The 16,394-nt window shown below is 57.8% G+C and carries 15 protein-coding genes; 6 read left to right on the plus strand and 9 right to left on the minus strand.

Annotation, left to right across the window (positions count from 1 at the left end; all coding sequences use genetic code 11):
• Positions 1-54: 54 nt before the first annotated feature.
• Positions 55-1,479, plus strand: a complete 1,425-nt coding sequence (gene mgtE, locus G5287_RS08695) for a magnesium transporter (protein ID WP_219296754.1) — start codon at positions 55-57, stop codon at positions 1,477-1,479.
• Positions 1,480-1,560: 81 nt separating this feature from the next.
• Here the strand turns inward: mgtE and G5287_RS08700 are convergent, their stop codons facing one another.
• Positions 1,561-2,502, minus strand: a complete 942-nt coding sequence (locus tag G5287_RS08700; protein WP_421231164.1) for a hypothetical protein — start codon at positions 2,500-2,502, stop codon at positions 1,561-1,563.
• A 366-nt stretch (positions 2,503-2,868) separates the two neighbouring features.
• Between G5287_RS08700 and G5287_RS08705 the strand changes: the two genes are divergently transcribed.
• Positions 2,869-4,860: a bifunctional 2',3'-cyclic-nucleotide 2'-phosphodiesterase/3'-nucleotidase gene (locus tag G5287_RS08705; protein WP_159157863.1), complete on the plus strand. Its 1,992-nt coding sequence runs from the start codon at positions 2,869-2,871 to the stop codon at positions 4,858-4,860.
• Positions 4,861-5,125: 265 nt separating this feature from the next.
• Here the strand turns inward: G5287_RS08705 and G5287_RS08710 are convergent, their stop codons facing one another.
• The 4 genes from G5287_RS08710 to G5287_RS08725 all read right to left on the minus strand — a co-directional run bounded on the left by G5287_RS08710 (position 5,126) and on the right by G5287_RS08725 (position 9,867).
• On the minus strand, positions 5,126-6,091 hold the full coding sequence (locus G5287_RS08710; RefSeq protein ID WP_005340795.1) for an ABC transporter permease: 966 nt from the start codon (positions 6,089-6,091) through the stop codon (positions 5,126-5,128).
• A gap of 2 nt (positions 6,092-6,093) precedes the next feature.
• A complete protein-coding gene (locus G5287_RS08715) occupies positions 6,094-7,212 on the minus strand; it encodes an ABC transporter permease (RefSeq protein WP_421231165.1) in 1,119 nt (372 codons plus the stop codon).
• The gene (locus G5287_RS08720) at positions 7,212-8,777 is read right to left on the minus strand and encodes an ABC transporter ATP-binding protein (RefSeq protein ID WP_041209785.1); all 1,566 of its coding nucleotides are present in this window, start codon (positions 8,775-8,777) and stop codon (positions 7,212-7,214) included. Before G5287_RS08720 ends, G5287_RS08715 begins: the two co-directional genes overlap by 1 nt.
• 91 nt (positions 8,778-8,868) lie before the next feature.
• On the minus strand, positions 8,869-9,867 hold the full coding sequence (locus tag G5287_RS08725; protein WP_421231166.1) for a BMP family lipoprotein: 999 nt from the start codon (positions 9,865-9,867) through the stop codon (positions 8,869-8,871).
• Between the two features lie 508 nt (positions 9,868-10,375).
• On the opposite strand from G5287_RS08725, the gene uvrD reads away from it, so the two are divergent.
• Positions 10,376-12,547, plus strand: coding sequence for a DNA helicase II (uvrD, locus tag G5287_RS08730; RefSeq protein ID WP_421231167.1), 2,172 nt, complete (start codon positions 10,376-10,378; stop codon positions 12,545-12,547).
• A gap of 141 nt (positions 12,548-12,688) precedes the next feature.
• Positions 12,689-13,243 carry a hypothetical protein gene (locus G5287_RS08735; RefSeq protein WP_216952618.1) on the plus strand — a complete coding sequence of 185 codons (555 nt, stop codon included), beginning with the start codon at positions 12,689-12,691 and terminating at the stop codon, positions 13,241-13,243.
• Positions 13,244-13,343: 100 nt separating this feature from the next.
• Here G5287_RS08735 and G5287_RS08740 read toward each other — a convergent pair whose 3' ends face one another.
• The 3 genes from G5287_RS08740 to G5287_RS08750 form a co-directional block, all read right to left on the minus strand.
• Positions 13,344-14,033 carry a hypothetical protein gene (locus G5287_RS08740; RefSeq protein WP_421231168.1) on the minus strand — a complete coding sequence of 230 codons (690 nt, stop codon included), beginning with the start codon at positions 14,031-14,033 and terminating at the stop codon, positions 13,344-13,346.
• Positions 14,034-14,365: 332 nt separating this feature from the next.
• Positions 14,366-14,665 carry a hypothetical protein gene (locus G5287_RS08745; protein WP_216952616.1) on the minus strand — a complete coding sequence of 100 codons (300 nt, stop codon included), beginning with the start codon at positions 14,663-14,665 and terminating at the stop codon, positions 14,366-14,368.
• 58 nt (positions 14,666-14,723) lie between these two features.
• Complete coding sequence (locus tag G5287_RS08750; protein WP_017788673.1) at positions 14,724-15,161, minus strand: DUF2846 domain-containing protein; 438 nt, start codon at positions 15,159-15,161, stop codon at positions 14,724-14,726.
• A 42-nt stretch (positions 15,162-15,203) separates the two neighbouring features.
• On the opposite strand from G5287_RS08750, the gene G5287_RS08755 reads away from it, so the two are divergent.
• Positions 15,204-15,332: a hypothetical protein gene (locus G5287_RS08755; RefSeq protein WP_421231169.1), complete on the plus strand. Its 129-nt coding sequence runs from the start codon at positions 15,204-15,206 to the stop codon at positions 15,330-15,332.
• Positions 15,333-15,363: 31 nt separating this feature from the next.
• Here G5287_RS08755 and ydfZ read toward each other — a convergent pair whose 3' ends face one another.
• Positions 15,364-15,561 carry a putative selenium delivery protein YdfZ gene (gene ydfZ, locus G5287_RS08760; protein WP_005342516.1) on the minus strand — a complete coding sequence of 66 codons (198 nt, stop codon included), beginning with the start codon at positions 15,559-15,561 and terminating at the stop codon, positions 15,364-15,366.
• Positions 15,562-15,872: 311 nt separating this feature from the next.
• Here ydfZ and G5287_RS08765 point away from each other — a divergent pair, with 311 nt between their 5' ends.
• Positions 15,873-16,373: a DUF1993 domain-containing protein gene (locus tag G5287_RS08765; RefSeq protein ID WP_216979746.1), complete on the plus strand. Its 501-nt coding sequence runs from the start codon at positions 15,873-15,875 to the stop codon at positions 16,371-16,373.
• Positions 16,374-16,394: the final 21 nt, after the last annotated feature.

Raw genomic sequence — 16,394 nt, forward strand, 5'->3', positions numbered from 1 at the left:
GTCTGGTATCCTATGGGCATTGAGCCCTTGGCTACCATCTCAGGAATTCATCCCATGTCTCTTCCCATCAAGAACAGCGCCCGGCAGCGCGCGGATGACAGATCCCGCATTCTCACCCTGCTGCTGCGCGATGATGCCCTCACCGACAGCCTGCTCGACCCGCAGGTGGTGCAGGATGCCGAGCAGCGCGATCAGACCAGCGAACTCACCACGCTGGTCAACGGGTTGCCCGCCGCCGACGTCGCCGATGCGCTGGAATCGCTGCCGCCCGATGAGCGTCATGCCCTGTGGGCGCTGGTGGAGGAGGAGAAACGCGGCCAGATCCTGGTCGAAGCGTCGGAGACGGTGTGGGACAGCCTCATCAGCGGGATGAGCGACAAGGAGCTGCTGCACGCCCTGCGCACCCTGGATATCGACGACCAGATCTATCTGGGCCAGTACCTGCCGCGCAACCTGATGGGGCGGCTGCTCACCTATATGGCCCCCGCCGACCGGGATCGGGTGCGGGAGGTGATCCGCTACGGCAAGCACACCGTCGGCGCCATGATGGACTTCGAGATCATCACCATCCGCCCCGAGGTGACGCTCGCCACGGTGCAGCGCTATCTGCGGCTGCGCGGCAAGATCCCCGCCAACACCGACAAGCTGTTCGTCATCGATCGGCGCAACCACCTGCTGGGGGAGCTGGCCCTCACCACTGTACTGCTGCACAAGCCCGCCACCTTGGTGAGCGACGTGATGGAGCGGGATCCGGTCACCTTCGATCCGGAGGATAACGACGAAGCGGCGGCCCGCACCTTCGAACGGGATGACCTGCTCTCCGCCGCCGTGGTGGATGGCAAGGGCAAGCTGATGGGCCGCCTCACCGTCGAAGAGGTGGTGGATCTGGTCTATGAGGAGAGCGACACCGACCTGCGCCGGATGGGGGGTATCAGCGAGGATGAAGACGTGTTCGCCCCGGTCTCCAAGGCGGTCAAGACCCGCTGGGCCTGGCTTGCCATCAACCTCTGCACCGCCTTTGTCGCCTCGCGGGTGATCGGCCTGTTCGAGCACACCATCTCCCAGCTGGTGGCACTGGCGGCCCTGATGCCCATCGTCGCCGGGATCGGCGGCAACACCGGTAACCAGACCATCACCATGATAGTGCGGGCGCTGGCGCTGCAGCACATTCAGGCAGGCAACCTCTCCTTCCTGCTGCTGCGGGAACTTGGCGTCGCCTTTATCAACGGGCTGGTGTGGGGCGGCACCATGGGCATCGCCACCTATCTGCTCTATCAGGATGCGGCGCTCGGCGCCGTGATGACCCTGGCCATGATGCTCAACCTGCTGGTGGCCGCCCTGATGGGGGTCATCATCCCCATGACCATGACCCGCCTCGGCCGCGACCCGGCAGTCGGTGCCAGCGTGATGATCACCGCCATCACCGACACAGGCGGCTTCTTTATCTTCCTCGGGCTGGCGACCCTGTTCCTGCTGTAAACCGTGCGTTGAAAACAACAAGGGAGCCACTGGCTCCCTTGTTGTTTCAGGCGTGTTTGCCCGCCCCTGCCGTTGGGCTGCTTACCGCTTGTCAGCGGTGATCAGCAGGCCATTGGTGTCGGGGAAGCCGATGACCAGCGCCTCTTTTTTGGCATCCGTGGTATAGGTGGTGACATAGGCGACGCTGTTATCCATCGCCCGGGCCAGAGCGGCATTCCAGAGGTTTTCGATCGGCGTGGCGGCAGCGGATTGCTTGAAGTTGCACTTGCCAAATCCGGTCATGGTCAGCTTGCTCAACCCGGCAGTGGCACTCCCCTCGCCCACCAGCGTACAACCTGCCGCCGGAAACTCGATCGCTACCGTCAGCTTGCCGCCGTTGTTGGTGGTATCCACCTTGCCCACCATGTCGCTGCTGAAGCCATCGCTGTCCGTGGCACTCCAGCTGGCCGTGGTCACCGCTTTGGTGGTCAGGGCCGTCACCGCCACATGACCGCTGAAACCGGAATAGATGGGGGAGTTGTCGGAGAACTTGGTGCCGGTCCGGGTGAAATCAAAAAACCAGCGCTTGATCTCCTTGCCCTGCAGATCGATGACCGGCTGATCCTGGAAGGTGATGAGGTTGTGGTCGTTGGTCACCGAGCTGAGCGCCGTGCTGGTGCCGAGCCGCTCGCTGTTGCGGATCAACTGCACCGGGTAGATCCCGTCTTTGTCGGCTTTCTGGTCAGCCTGACCCAGCCACTGGCTGTTGGTCTCGACCTTGCCCACCTGATGATCCACCCAGACACCCCAGTACTGCACGGTTTCACCCTTCGGGTAGACCAGCGCCAGACCATCCAGATCCTTGATCATGCGCGGCGTCGCCTTGTCACCGTCGCGGCTCATCAGATTCGCTTGGTAAAGACCCGCCTCCGGCAGAGCCAGAGGCACCCGCTTGGCGATGCTGTTGGCAGCTTTTTCGCTGTCACAGGCAGACAGGGCCGCAGCGCAGGCGATGGCCAGCAGCGCTTTGTTGTGCATTTTCATGAAGTTTTATTCCTTGCTGTCGCTTTGTAATTTTTTAGATGCAATCAATCGCCGCTGAATTTAAGGGAAAGGTCATCTATCAGTCGAATGGAGATCTGTAACCAACCATTACAGCCTCGCAGGAGCGGCAGACCGCTCCGCTTGCCCCGACCGCACAGCGGTGACGACAACAGGGTGACTAACAGTGAAATAGCATTGAGGGTGGCGGCCCTGAAGAAAGATAAAAAAAAAAGAGATTAAAATCAGAGCCATAACTCTATTAACAGGAAGGCAATTAACCCGAATTGCCAGCCGGCTCACAATAGGATTCTTTTGCTATCGATAGAATGCTCCACGCTGGCATACCCATAACAAGAGAATTCAACAATGAAAACCACCCTCAAACTGAGCGCGGTGGCAGTTATCTTTTTGCTGTCCGGCTGTGACGACAACAACTCTCAGGCCCCCGGTGATCTCACCCTGCGGCTGATCGAAACCTCTGATATCCACTCCAACCTGCTGAGCTACGACTACTACCAGAACAAGCCGGATGCCTCGCTGGGCTTTGCCCGCACCGCTGTGCTGATCCGCAAGGCCCGCGAAGAGAACGCCAACAACTTGCTGATCGACAACGGCGACCTGATCCAGGGCACCCCGCTGGCCGACTATATCCACGACCAGCAGGTCAAACAGCAGTGGCTGAGCAAGCAGACCCACCCCGCCATCAAGGCGCTCAACACCATGAGCTATGATGTCGGCAACCTGGGCAACCACGAATTCAACTTCGGTCTCGACTTCCTCTCAGAGACCCTGAAAGGGGCCAACTACCCCTACATCAACGCCAACGTCTTCCAGGCCGATGCCTTCAGCCGTGATGGCAAGGGCACCATCGACTGGAGCAAGCAGAAGTTCAAACCCTATGTGGTGCTGGATCGTCAGGTGAAGGATGCCAACGGCAATACCCAGACCATCAAGGTCGGTGTGCTGGGCCTGACCCCGCCCCAGATCACCCAGTGGGACAAGCGCAATCTGGAAGGCAAGGTGGTGGTGGCCGATATGGTCGAGACCGCCGAGCACTATGTACCCGAAATCCGCGCCAAGGGCGCAGACATCGTCGTGGTCGTGGCCCATACCGGCATCATAGGTGACCCGCGCGAACCCATGATGGAGAACGCCGCCCTGCCGCTGGCCAAGGTGAAGGGGGTCGATGCCCTGCTGCTGGGCCACGCCCACCGCACCTTCCCGGGTGACTACCCCAACATGACCGACGTGGACAACGAGAAAGGCACCCTGGCGGGCGTACCGACCGTGATGCCGGGCGTCTGGGGCAACCACCTCGGCATCATCGACCTGCATATGACCTGGAAAGAGGGTCGCTGGGAAGTGGCCTCCAGCCAGTCCCAGCTGCGCAAGATCGACAGCAGCGCCACCAGCACCGAAGATCAGGCGGTGGTCGATCAGGTCATTGCCGAGCACGAGCAGGCAAACCAGTGGCTGGACGAGCCCCTCAGCAAGATCACCAAGCCAATCCACAGCTTCTTCGCGCTGGTACAGGATGACCCCTCCATCCAGATCGTCAGTGACGCCCAGCTGTGGCATGCCAAGAAGCTGCAACAGGATGGTCAGCTCAAGGAGAAATGGCCCATCCTCTCCGCCGCCGCACCATTCCGCGGCGGTCGCAACGGCCCGACCGACTTCACCTATGTACCGGCTGGCAATATCTCCCTGCGCAACGTGGCCGACCTCTATGTCTACCCCAACACCCTGCAGGTAGTCGCCATCAATGGCGCGACCGTACAGGAGTGGCTGGAGAAGAGCGCCGTCCAGTTCAACAAGATCGATGCCGCCAGCACCGCCACCCAGTGGCTGGTGAACGAGAAGTACCGCACCTACAACTTCGACGTGATCGACGGGGTGAACTATCAGGTCGATGTGACCAAACCTGCCCGTTACGATGTGGATGGCAACAAGGTGAGCGACAGCTATCGCATCACCAACCTCACCTATCAGGGCAAGGCAATCGACCCGGCCCAGATGTTCTACGTTGTGACCAACAACTACCGCGCCAGCGGTGGTGGCAACTTCCCGGGCATCAACGCCAAGGTGATCGTCCATGAAGATCAGTTCGAAACCCGCGAAGTGCTCTCCGAATACCTCAAGGATCTGGCAGAGAAGAATCCGGCCGGTTTCGAGCCTCCAGCAGACAACAACTGGCAGCTGGCCCCCCTGCCCGCCAATCTGGATCTGCGCATCTACAGCTCGCCACGCAGCGAGGCGCAAGCCCTGACCGGTGGCAAGCTGAACTATGTGGAGACCCTGCCACCCACCGATGCCAAACACCCCGGCTTTGGCGTCTACAAGCTGGTGCTGGCACCCTGAACCTCAGGGTTAACCCGGCAATAACCTCTGCAACCCCCTCCTGATACGAGGGGGTTTTTGATGGTGCAGGCAGAGGGTCAGCTCTTGTACGCCAACCGCTCCCCGCAGCAACTCACGCAGCCCCTTTATCCCTTCACGCCATCGCCTCCCTCTATCACACCATCCAGAACCCGGCTGGTCTGCCCTATCCCGCCCATAAAAAAACAGGCCCACCGAAGTGGGCCTGTTGTTATCTGGGTGGTCGGGAATATCGCGCTTAAGAGCGCTACTCCCGCTCCTTCACATAAGGTGTACCAAGTGCCTTGGGGGCCACCGCACGGCCGATAAAACCGGCCAGCAGGAACACGGTCAGGATGTAGGGCAGAGCCTCAATGGCCTGCACCGGAATGGCGAAGCCACCGATGCTGACCCCTTGCAGGCGGATGGCGACCGCATCGAGGAAGCCGAACAGCAGGCAGGCGGCCATGGCATTCCAGGGACGCCACTTGCCGAACACCAGCGCCGCCAGCGCCATAAAGCCCTTGCCCGCACTCATGTTGGGGATGAACTGGGCCGTCTGGGCCACCGCCAGATAGGTGCCACCGATACCGGCCAGCAGGCCGCCAATGAGGAGCGCGGTGTAGCGCATCCGCACCACAGAGATACCGGCGGTATCGACCGCTGCGGGCGCCTCGCCCACCGCCCGCAGACGCAGACCGAAGCGGGTACGGAACATCACCCACCAGGCCAGCGGCACGCAGGCGAACGCCACGTACTCCAGCAGGGAGTGGCCGCTCAACAGCTCGCTGTAGAGCTGGCCGATCACCGGCACATCCCACAGCTCCTTGGCATAGGGCAGATCGATGGGGGCGAAACGGGCATCACCGGAAAGCGCCGGGGTCTGGCCACCCTGATCGAACCAGTAACGGCCCAGCGTCACGGTCAGACCGGCCGCCAGAATGTTGATGGCCATGCCGCTCACCACCTGATCACCGCGGTGGGTGATGGTGGCAAAGCCGTGCATCAGGGCAAACAGGATGGAGACACCCACCCCGGCCCCCAGACCTACCCAGGCAGAACCGGAGACCGCTGCCGCCGCACCACTGGCGAACGCTGCTGCCAGCAGTTTGCCTTCCAGCGCGATATTGACCACCCCGGAGCGCTCGCAAAACATGCCCGCCATGGCGGCGAGAATGAGGGGCGGCGCGGTACGAATGGTCGCATCCAGCATCAGGATCAGAATTTCAAACATGATCAGACTCCTTTAGCTTGCGCGGCTGAGCGGTTGGCAAACGCCAGATAGAGCTGCTCGATGCGCGGGCGCATCATGTGCTCAAGGGCGCCACAGAACAGGATCACCAGACCCTGCAACACCACCACGATGTTGCGGTCGACACCGAACTCGAAGCTGAGCTCGGCGCCCCCCTGATAGAGGAAGCCGAACAGCAGGCTGGCGATGATGACGCCCACCGGATGGTTGCGCCCCATCAGCGCCACCGCGATACCGGTGAAGCCGAACCCTTCCACGAAGTTGAGCTTGATCTGGTGCAGCTCACCCTGCAGCACGTTGAGGGCAAAGAAGCCCGACAGCATGCCGGAGATGACCATGGCCAGGATCACCACCTTGGGATAGGAGATACCGGCATAGGCGGAGGCGCTTTGGCTGGCGCCGACCGAACGGATCTCGTAACCCCAGCGGGTGTGCCAGATAAAGACCCACACCAGCGCCGCACAGATCAGCGCCCAGAAGAAGCTGATGTTAAGGGGGCTGTTGGGGATCTCCATCCCGAACAGGTTCGCCAGCCCGCTCATCTTGGGCAGCCAGCTTGCTTCGGCAAACACCTTGCTCTCGGTCGCCATCGAGCCGGGCGGCTTGAACACCTCCACCAGCAGATAGGCCATCAGCGAGGCGGCGATGAAGTTGAACATGATGGTGGTGATCACGATGTGACTGCCGCGCTTGGCTTGCAGCCAAGCCGGAATAAAGGCCCAGGCCGCACCGAACAGACCACCGGCAATGATGGAGAGCGGCAACAGCAGGGCAAACGGCAGCACATCGCCGAGCATCAGACAGACCAGACCGACACCGAGCCCCCCGATATAGGCCTGACCTTCACCACCGATGTTGAATAAACCGGCGTGGAAAGCGACCGCCACCGACAGACCGGTAAAGATAAAGCCGGTTGCGTAGTAGAGGGTGAAGCCGACCCCTTCACCGGTGCCGAACGCGCCGTACCACATAATCTTGGCGGCATCGACCGGGTTGATCTCGAGGTAGTAGAACAGGATGGCCGACACCAGGAAGGCCAGCAGGATGTTGACCGCAGACACGACGCCCACGGAGACCCAGGCAGGAATACGTACTTGGCTCATCAGTGGGCCTCCTTGGCAACTTCGTCCGGCACTATGTTCGCCATCATCAGGCCGATAGTGCGCTCGTCCGCTTTGGCGGCATCCAGCTCGCCAACGATGCGACCGTCGGCAATGACCAGAATGCGGTCAGAGAGACTCATGATCTCGTCCAGCTCCACCGAGACCAGCAGCACAGCCTTGCCCTTGTCGCGCATGGCGATGATCTGCTGGTGGATATACTCGATGGCACCGATATCGACCCCGCGGGTCGGCTGGCCAATCAACAGCACATCCGGGTCCTGCTCCACTTCACGGGCGATCACCAGCTTCTGCTGGTTGCCACCGGAGAAGTTGGCGGTCTTGTGGTCGGGATGAGGCGGGCGCACGTCCCACTTCTCCATCTTGGCCTGGCAATCCTGCTGGATCGCCTCCTTGTTCTGCAGCCACCCCTTGTTGTACTGCGGACGGCGGTGATAACCGAGGATAAAGGCCTCTTTCGCCTCGAAGCGGTTGATGAGACCCATCTTGTGGCGATCTTCCGGCACATGGCCGAGGCCGAAGTTGCGCACCATCTCGGGATCGGCCGCATGATCGGCGCTCACCTTGTGCACACCGCTGCGGCTGCTGATGGTAAAGCCGCCCTTGCTCGGCTTGATGATGCCGCCAAGCAGGCTGAGCAGCTCGGACTGGCCGTTGCCGGAGACCCCGGCAATGCCGACCACTTCACCGGCGCGCACCTCGAAGCTGACCGACTTGACCCGCTCCACCTTGCTGGCATCGAAGTAGCTGAGCCCCTCGACCTTCAGCTTGGCTTCGCCCGGCTGGGTCGGCCCCTTGTCGACCTTGAGGCGCACCTTGCGGCCCACCATCAGTTCGGCCAGCTGCTCCTTGTCGGTATCCTTGGTGGCAACGTGCGCCACCATCTCGCCGCGGCGCATGATGGAGACCTGATCCGTGATGGCCAGGATCTCGCGCAGCTTGTGAGTGATGAGGATGATGGTCGCCCCCTGATCCCGCAGCTTCTCCAGCACCTTGAACAGGTGATCCGCCTCTTGCGGGGTGAGAACCCCGGTCGGCTCGTCGAGGATCAGGATGCGGGCACCGCGATAGAGCGCCTTGAGAATTTCGACCCGCTGTTGCAGGCCCACCGGCAGATCTTCCACCTTCTCGTGCAGCGGCACTTCGAGACCATAGTCCCGCGCCAGCTCGCCGAGCAGCTTCTCTGCCGACGCCACGCTCTGCTGAAGGTGCCAGCCATTTTCAGCGCCGAGGATGACGTTTTCCAAAACCGTAAAGTTGTTCACCAGCATGAAGTGCTGGTGCACCATGCCCACGCCTGCGGCAATCGCATCTTGTGAACCGTGGGGTTTGAAAGGATTCCCGTCGATGAACATCTCGCCTTTATCGGCATGGTAGAAGCCGTAAATGATGCTCATCAGGGTGGATTTACCGGCGCCGTTTTCGCCAACGATGCCGTGAATACTGCCTTTCCGAACCTTAAGGTCGATCAGCTTGTTGGCGTACACTTCGCCGAACCGCTTATCGATACCTCTTAATTCGATGGCATAGCGATCTGTCTGGTCCATGATGCAGCCCTGCGTTTCATGAAATAAGACTGTAAAAACCGGCCCGTGCGGGCCGGTCGGTGCGTTGAGAGTCGTAGCAGCAACTATCTAATTAGTATTTGCAGGTATTGTCGCTCATGTAGTCATGAACCTTGACCTTGCCTGAAATAATCTCGGCCTTGATGGCATCCACCTTGGCTTTCATCTCCGGAGTGATCAGCTTCTCGTTGTCCTTGTCGAGCGCCCAATCCACACCGCCTTCGGCCAGACCCAGGTTCTTGATACCCGGTTTCCACTGGCCTTTGGCCGCGTCATCCCAGGTTTGGTACGCAGCCAGACCCACAGACTTGACCATGGAGGTCAGCATGGTGCCCGGTTGCAGGTGGTTCTGGTTGGAGTCTACGCCGATGGCAAACTTGCCGCTGTCCTTGGCTGCCTGATAGACACCGATACCGGTACCGCCGGCTGCGGCGTAAACCACGTCAGCACCTTTGGCGAACTGGGACTTGGCCAGCTCGGCACCTTTGGCCGGGTCAGCAAACGCGGCCGGGGTGGAGCCCGCCATGTTCTGGAACACTTCGATCTTCGGATTGACGTACTTGGCGCCCTGCTCGTAGCCGCACTGGAATTTGCGGATCAGCGGGATATCCATGCCGCCCACGAAGCCGACCTTGCCGCTCTTGGAAGCGATGGCAGCCAGCGCGCCCACCAGGAAGGAACCTTCATGCTCCTTGAAGATGACGGACTGGACGTTCGGCTTGTCGACCACCATGTCGATGATGGTGAACTGGGTTTTCGGGAATTCGGTCGCTACTTTCTCGACGGCAGAGCCCATGTTGAAACCGACCGCCACGATCGGGCCGTTGCCACGGCTGGCCAGACGACGCAGACCCTGCTCGCGCTGGGCTTCGTTCTGGGGTTCAAACTCTTTGACCTTGACGCCCTTGTCCTTGTTGTAGAGCTCGACGCCGTTACGGAACACGGCTTCGTTGAATGATTTGTCATACTTGCCCGCGGTGTCATAAATGACGGCTGGCTCGGAAGCAGCCTGAGCAGAGAGAGCAGCGAGAGTGAGGGAGGCCACGGTGGCCAGTTTGAGCACTTTAGTCACGATCGTATCCTTGATTGTTATTAAGTGAGGGAACTTGCTTGCCCGCCGAAGCGGGTCATCTAGCACGCAGGGTTACTCTAAGTCAGCCCCGGTGCGGGTCAAGCAAATGATAAGGGAAAAACGTTTGCGTTAACGGTTTGAATTATAAGCAAATAACCTTATAAGCAGTTGTTTTTTAGCTACTTTTCAGTTGTTTATGCTGACAATGCAGAGACCCAAACGACATTTCTCTTATTGTTCAATTGGTTACTCTAAACCGTTTTCCCCGGTTGGGCATCCGCCCCACCCATCGCCCCGTGATCCGGCTCGCAAAATAACCGCGCGGCGCGCTATCCGGCCGCTGGCTACAGCTGGAAACCATCCCCTCTCCGCAACCATTTTGCCGACCAGAAACCGCCGCAGCCGCCCTGCCCGACTCCCCTCACCTGCCCGCCGTGCGGAGTTTGCAGTTGGTCTGACGGGGGGATGGCCGTATAATCGCCGCCTGTATAAATAAACAGGAGTGGTGATGGACGTTTCAACCCTGCTCGACGGGCTCAACGACAAGCAAAGAGATGCCGTTGCGGCGCCCCGCAGCAACCTGCTGGTGCTGGCCGGTGCCGGTTCGGGCAAGACCCGGGTACTGGTGCACCGTATCGCCTGGCTGATGCAGGTGGAACGCTGTTCACCCTTCTCCATCATCGCGGTCACCTTTACCAACAAAGCGGCGGCCGAGATGCGCGGCCGGGTCGAGAAGGTGATCGGCGACGGCGTGCGCGGCATGTGGATCGGCACCTTCCACGGCATCGCCCACCGTTTGCTGCGGGCCCACCATCTGGATGCCGGCTTGCCGCAGGATTTCCAGATCCTCGACTCCGACGACCAGTACCGCCTCATTCGCCGGGTGCTCAAGGCGCTCAATCTGGACGAGAAGCACTGGGCCCCGCGCGCCGTGATGGGCTACATCAACGGCAAGAAGGACGAGGGGCTGCGCCCCGGCGACATCGACCTCTACGGCGACCCCGTCACCCGCACCTATCAGCAGATCTACAAGACCTATCAGGAGACCTGCGATCGCTCCGGGCTGGTGGACTTCGCCGAGCTGCTGCTGCGCGCCCACGAGCTGTGGCTCAACAAGCCGCACATCCTCGAGCACTACCGCGACCGCTTCCAGAACATCCTGGTGGACGAGTTTCAGGATACCAACGGCATCCAGTACGCCTGGCTGCGGATGCTGGCGGGCAACAGCGGCAAGGTGATGATCGTCGGCGACGATGACCAGTCCATCTACGGCTGGCGCGGCGCCAAGATCGAGAACATCCAGCGCTTCCTGACCGACTATCAGGGCGCCGAGACCATCCGCCTCGAGCAGAACTACCGCTCCACCGCCAATATCCTCAAAGCCGCCAACAGCGTCATCGCCAACAACGCCGAGCGCCTTGGCAAGGAGCTGTGGACCGAAGGGGCCGAGGGCGAGCCGATCTCGCTCTACGCCGCCTTCAACGAGGTGGACGAAGCGCGCTTCGTGGTCGGTCGCCTCAAGGATTGGAAGGAAAAGGGCGGCCTCCTGGCTGACTGCGCCATCCTCTATCGCTCCAACGCCCAGTCGCGGGTGCTGGAAGAGGCGCTGATGCAGGACGCCATGCCCTACCGCATCTACGGTGGCCTGCGCTTCTTCGAGCGGCAAGAGATCAAGGACGCCATGGCCTACCTGCGGCTTATCAACAACCGTGGCGACGACGCCAGCTTCGAGCGCGTGGTCAACACCCCGACCCGCGGCATCGGCGATCGCACCCTCGAGATCCTGCGCGGCAACGCCCGCGATCAGGGGCTCAACCTCTGGCAATCGGCCAAGGCGCTGCTCAATGACAAGGTGCTGACCGGTCGCGCCGGTAACGCGGTGCGCGGCTTTGTCGAGCTGATCGACGCGCTGGAGGAGCAGGTTTCCATGCTGCCGCTGCACCAGCAGGCGGATATCGCCATCCAGAACTCCGGCCTCAAGGCGATGTATCTGGCGGAAAAGGGCGAGAAATCCCAGGCGCGGGTAGAGAACCTGGACGAACTGGTCACCGCCTGCCGCCAGTACCAGCGCCCGGACGAGCTGGAGGATATGAGCGATCTCTCCGCCTTCCTCGCCCACGCGGCGCTGGAATCCGGCGAGAATCAGGCGGACGAATATGCCGACGCGGTGCAGCTGATGACATTGCACAGCGCCAAGGGGCTGGAGTTCCCGCTGGTGCTGCTGGTCGGCGTCGAGGAAGGGATGTTCCCCAGCCAACAATCGACCGAGGAGTCGGGCCGGCTGGAAGAGGAGCGCCGCCTCTGTTACGTCGGCATGACCCGCGCCATGGAGAAGCTCTACATCTGTTATGCCGAGAGCCGCCGCATCTACGGCCGCGAGATGTTCCACAAGCCGAGCCGCTTTATCCGCGAGATGCCCGCCGAGTGTCTGGAAGAGATCCGGCTGCGCACTCAGGTCAGCCGCCCCACCCAGTACGGCCGCTTTAGCCAGAACGAGGTGCAGCAGAGCTTCGACGCCAGCGGCATCAAGCTCGGCCAGCGGGTGCTCCATCCGAAATTCGGCGAAGGGGTGGTACTCAACTTCGAAGGAGTCGGCCAGCAGAGCCGGGTGCAGATCCAGTTCGACGACGTTGGCGCCAAGTGGCTGGTGACGGCGTATGCCAGACTGGAAGCTATTTGATTATTAACTTAACCAACCCGGCATTAAGCCGGGCTGGTTTGTATATCCGTTATAGCGACATATTTAATAACACGATCGTCTGAATACGCTTCGCCATTCGAACCTACGAATATTTAAACTTTCATTTCCATGGAACAGATAATGAATAGTGATTTACGTTTTGAACGCTGGCTTAAAGTATCAATTGGATTGATGAGATTTGAGCCTTTTTTAATGAGCCTTGTGCAAAATCTTGGAGAGATGGATGCAAACCTATGTGAGATAGATTTTGACTTGGTTCAGAAATACAAGAATGGTGGTGATGCCAATAACGATTATAACTTGATACAACGCCATCTTACACATTCTTATTTGTGGATTTTAGGTGCATATGAGGTTGTGCGAACACTTACTCAGTTCCTTAAAGAACAAAGAAGTGACGATTCAATTGTAGTATTGCATCGATTCCAGGCCGTAAGAACCCGATTCGCTCGTTTGCGGATACCACTGGCGAAACTGGAACCCGCTAGAGACCACAAGAAAACAGACTTCCAGATAGCGTATCCAGGTTTTGATTATGATGTCGGTATAGCTTGGAAAGTTAATGAAGATATGGTGATTTCTCGACAAGAACTTTCTGATTTATTTTTAGATGCGTTGGAATTCATGCGTACCTTAAAGATAAATAGGTCTGTAGGTTCGATTAGCGAAGCGTGATCGGACGTTAGCGTAATATGACTCGTATTCTGATATTCGAGGATATGGGCATAACCTCTATTATTTACTGAGCCTATCATTGAGGCTTGGCAAATAAACTCTAATTTTCGCCATTGTGTTTCATGGTGTTTTTTATCACTGTTTTTATCTTTTCTGCTGAAATATACGGCCAATTTTGACGATGAAAAAATACACCAGAAAAAGCGAAAATAATTGTATATAGCAACCATATTAGCTCTTGGAAATTCGTGTCTGAAATGAACACACCTAATAACCCAGTAAATAATAGAGAGAGCACCGCTAACATTTCACAGAGATGTCCGAGTAGTGTAAATAATTTTTTCTCAAGAACATCTCGCTTCGTAAAGTCTCTGATAGAGTCATCTTCGCCCATAAATTTCATAGCACTATTTAATCTTTCCCACGTATTTATTTTAGGGTTCATGCTATGCAGTTCAATTAAAACTTTTCTTCTTGCTTCACTCGTATATATGCCTGTTGCCAATTTAAAATCATAGGCTTCGATTTTTTCTTTCAATGGCATATATGAATCATCATTCTCACTTTTATCATTCAATCGTTCAACCAATTCAACAATATTTCTCTTCCTCATCATTTCATATGTATGAGCTAATTCTGAAAGATTTAAATTGCTTATTGTTTTAAATAGCACTACTGCGAAAACAAAAATTATTAAGATGCCTATTGGCAAGTCACCGCCATTGTTAAGACCTAAGGAGTTCGTACTCAAAGAGTAAATAAGATCAGGGTAGTTTATTTTATCAGACATAATATTCTCCCTATAAAAATTTGAGAAAATTCAATTTATCATCCCAGTTCTTTTCAAGAAGAACGGGTTTGATTAGCAAAGCCCATTGAAATGAACGCGTAAAGAAGGCAGGTTGAATAAGGCCAATCGGCCAACTACATGACGACTCAACAGGTCAATTTGCCCCACCAGTAACCTGTTGTTGCGCCGCTCCAGCAGATTGACACGCCGAGCCATCATTCCCTCCCCTCGCTATACGAACCGATGGACCCTATAACGCCATAGCTAAGTTTCAGAATTTCCGTATCGAAACACCAATAAATGCGTCGTAAGGTACGTTTTGTTGTTCCGAATTACGTGCCAGCCCCCTTCTGTGCTAAAGCTTTGAGTGACTCAGCAACTGCGATGCCTCCTGCTTCAGCAAATGCGCTAGCCAAATCTGGGCATGTTCTAGCAAGAACTTTGAGCAGCTCCGCCATATCTTCGTTACCCACGCTGAGCAGAATATCAGTATCTCCGCCACCCTTTGATGGAATGGAAAAACGGAAGCGTAGGCCTTTATTGTCTGTGTAGGCTGAAATTTTCTCTGTATTACCAGACCACGTTGATGATGTTTTTCCACCACGACGAACTAAAGAATTATTCAGTTTCATTTGATCTCTGTTCTCCGATTATTCGATTACGTCCAGCTCTTTAGGTGAAAGCCTCTGGTCACTTGACCAACTTGCTCTCCATCACCCCTTGCTTGCCCTCCTCTTCGCTGACCTGACTCAGCTTGGAGCGGGCCATCAGCAGGCCCATCTTGACCTCCTGCCAGACGTAGTAGTTTTTACCCGCCTCGGTGCTGAGGGTCAGGGTGGCATCGTTCTCCGACTTGGAGGTGATGGTGTGGCTGCCCGGTGTCACCTGCTTGAGGATGTAGGTGTGGGCCACGGTATCACCGACCGCCATACCATCCACCAGCAGCGGCATTTTGACGGCCGCCCCGAAGGTCTCGTTGCGATAGATATAGAGGTTGGCCGCATCCTTGGGCGCCACAAACTGCTTGGCCTGCGCGTCTGCGGTGGCATCGGCCATGGGTACGGAAGCACAACCGGAAAGCAGCGCCGCCGACAGCAGGGCGGCACTCATCATTATTTGCCTGAACATAGTCGTTATTTTTTAGTGAGTTAACGGAGTTTAAAGGTTCGCATGAGCCTGCTCTGGCTGACAATCGCTCAAATCGAGCGGGATGTGACCCGGTTCAATTTTTCGGCATTTGGTGGGATGAAGGGGGAAATCAGAAACCCGGCCGCCAGATGGGACGCGGCGGCCGGGTGAATTGTAAAGAGTAGGGTGACAGGGAAAGGGATCAGCCTAGTCTAATCAACTCGATGGGGGCGTAGCGTTCCCCGGAGTTTGCCAGCAGCACGCACTTCTCATGCTCCGCCTGATAGGGAGTCATGTTGTCGGTGTGGGCCTCTTTCAGAAAATCGACTGCGCCAGTGGCGGCAATCATGACGCGCTGACCCAGGTTCAGCACATTGCGGTTACGGTCATAGATCTTCATTTCATTCTCCTTTTCTTGTGTCCTGGCGAATGCGCAGGCGTCTGTCCAGGACAACGGCATTCAGCCTACGCCCCTGAAAAAAGGTGATTTATGTCACAGATCAAAAAAGGGGCGATAAGGGACTCGCAGGTTCAAAACGCGAGCATGGCCCCTTGGCCAGCGGTTGTCGCGCGAAGTAGTGCTACCCTGCCATTTTCATCGTGGCAGGCTCGAACCCGGCAGCGGTTGGGGTATATTGGTGGCCGATTAGCCAGTCTCATTCACCGTGGCCGCGCACGCGGGCCGCAGTTTCAACAAGATGGAGAGTGCTCATGAATCGCGATATCACCGCCCAGTTCATCAAGATGCTGACCAATCTGGATCACTGTCTGGCCAAGGCCGAGGCCCACGCCGCGGCGAAGCAGTTCAACGTGGATAACTTCTTCGGCGATCGGCTGATCGTCGATATGCTGCCCTTCAGCAAGCAGGTGCTGATCTGCTGCGATTCGGCCCGTGCCGTGGTCGCCACTGCCAGCCACAGCGAGCTGCCAGCCATGGGCGATGACCCCAAGACCATGGCGGATCTGCGCGCCCATATCGGCAAGACCATCACCTATCTGCAAGGCAAGCTGGACGCGGACTACAGCCAGTACGCCAGCGGCCGTTACGTGCCCCACTGGGCGGGCGGCAAGGGGATGGATGGCCATACCTGCGTCCATGAGTACGGCATTCCCAACTTCTACTTCCACCTCACCATGGCCTACGCCCTGCTGCGCCGTGCCGGGGTCGATCTCGGCAAGCGCGACTATCTGGGCGGGCTCAACCTGCAATAAGCGCTGCACGCCACAGGCGGC

The sequence above is a fragment of the Aeromonas sp. 603079 genome (assembly GCF_049172135.1).
GTDB classification, from domain to species: domain Bacteria; phylum Pseudomonadota; class Gammaproteobacteria; order Enterobacterales; family Aeromonadaceae; genus Aeromonas; species Aeromonas veronii.

Coding starts and splice junctions, on each gene's coding strand:
- G5287_RS08750 (WP_017788673.1), bottom strand. CDS start 15,161: ATGTTCAGGCAAATAATGATGAGTGCCGCCCTGCTGTCGGCGGCGCTG.
- G5287_RS08740 (WP_421231168.1), bottom strand. CDS start 14,033: ATGTCTGATAAAATAAACTACCCTGATCTTATTTACTCTTTGAGTACG.
- uvrD (WP_421231167.1), top strand. CDS start 10,376: ATGGACGTTTCAACCCTGCTCGACGGGCTCAACGACAAGCAAAGAGAT.
- G5287_RS08755 (WP_421231169.1), top strand. CDS start 15,204: ATGAGCCTGCTCTGGCTGACAATCGCTCAAATCGAGCGGGATGTGACC.
- G5287_RS08710 (WP_005340795.1), bottom strand. CDS start 6,091: ATGTTTGAAATTCTGATCCTGATGCTGGATGCGACCATTCGTACCGCG.
- G5287_RS08765 (WP_216979746.1), top strand. CDS start 15,873: ATGAATCGCGATATCACCGCCCAGTTCATCAAGATGCTGACCAATCTG.
- G5287_RS08705 (WP_159157863.1), top strand. CDS start 2,869: ATGAAAACCACCCTCAAACTGAGCGCGGTGGCAGTTATCTTTTTGCTG.
- G5287_RS08700 (WP_421231164.1), bottom strand. CDS start 2,502: ATGAAAATGCACAACAAAGCGCTGCTGGCCATCGCCTGCGCTGCGGCC.
- G5287_RS08745 (WP_216952616.1), bottom strand. CDS start 14,665: ATGAAACTGAATAATTCTTTAGTTCGTCGTGGTGGAAAAACATCATCA.
- G5287_RS08735 (WP_216952618.1), top strand. CDS start 12,689: ATGAATAGTGATTTACGTTTTGAACGCTGGCTTAAAGTATCAATTGGA.
- ydfZ (WP_005342516.1), bottom strand. CDS start 15,561: ATGAAGATCTATGACCGTAACCGCAATGTGCTGAACCTGGGTCAGCGC.
- G5287_RS08720 (WP_041209785.1), bottom strand. CDS start 8,777: ATGGACCAGACAGATCGCTATGCCATCGAATTAAGAGGTATCGATAAG.
- mgtE (WP_219296754.1), top strand. CDS start 55: ATGTCTCTTCCCATCAAGAACAGCGCCCGGCAGCGCGCGGATGACAGA.
- G5287_RS08715 (WP_421231165.1), bottom strand. CDS start 7,212: ATGAGCCAAGTACGTATTCCTGCCTGGGTCTCCGTGGGCGTCGTGTCT.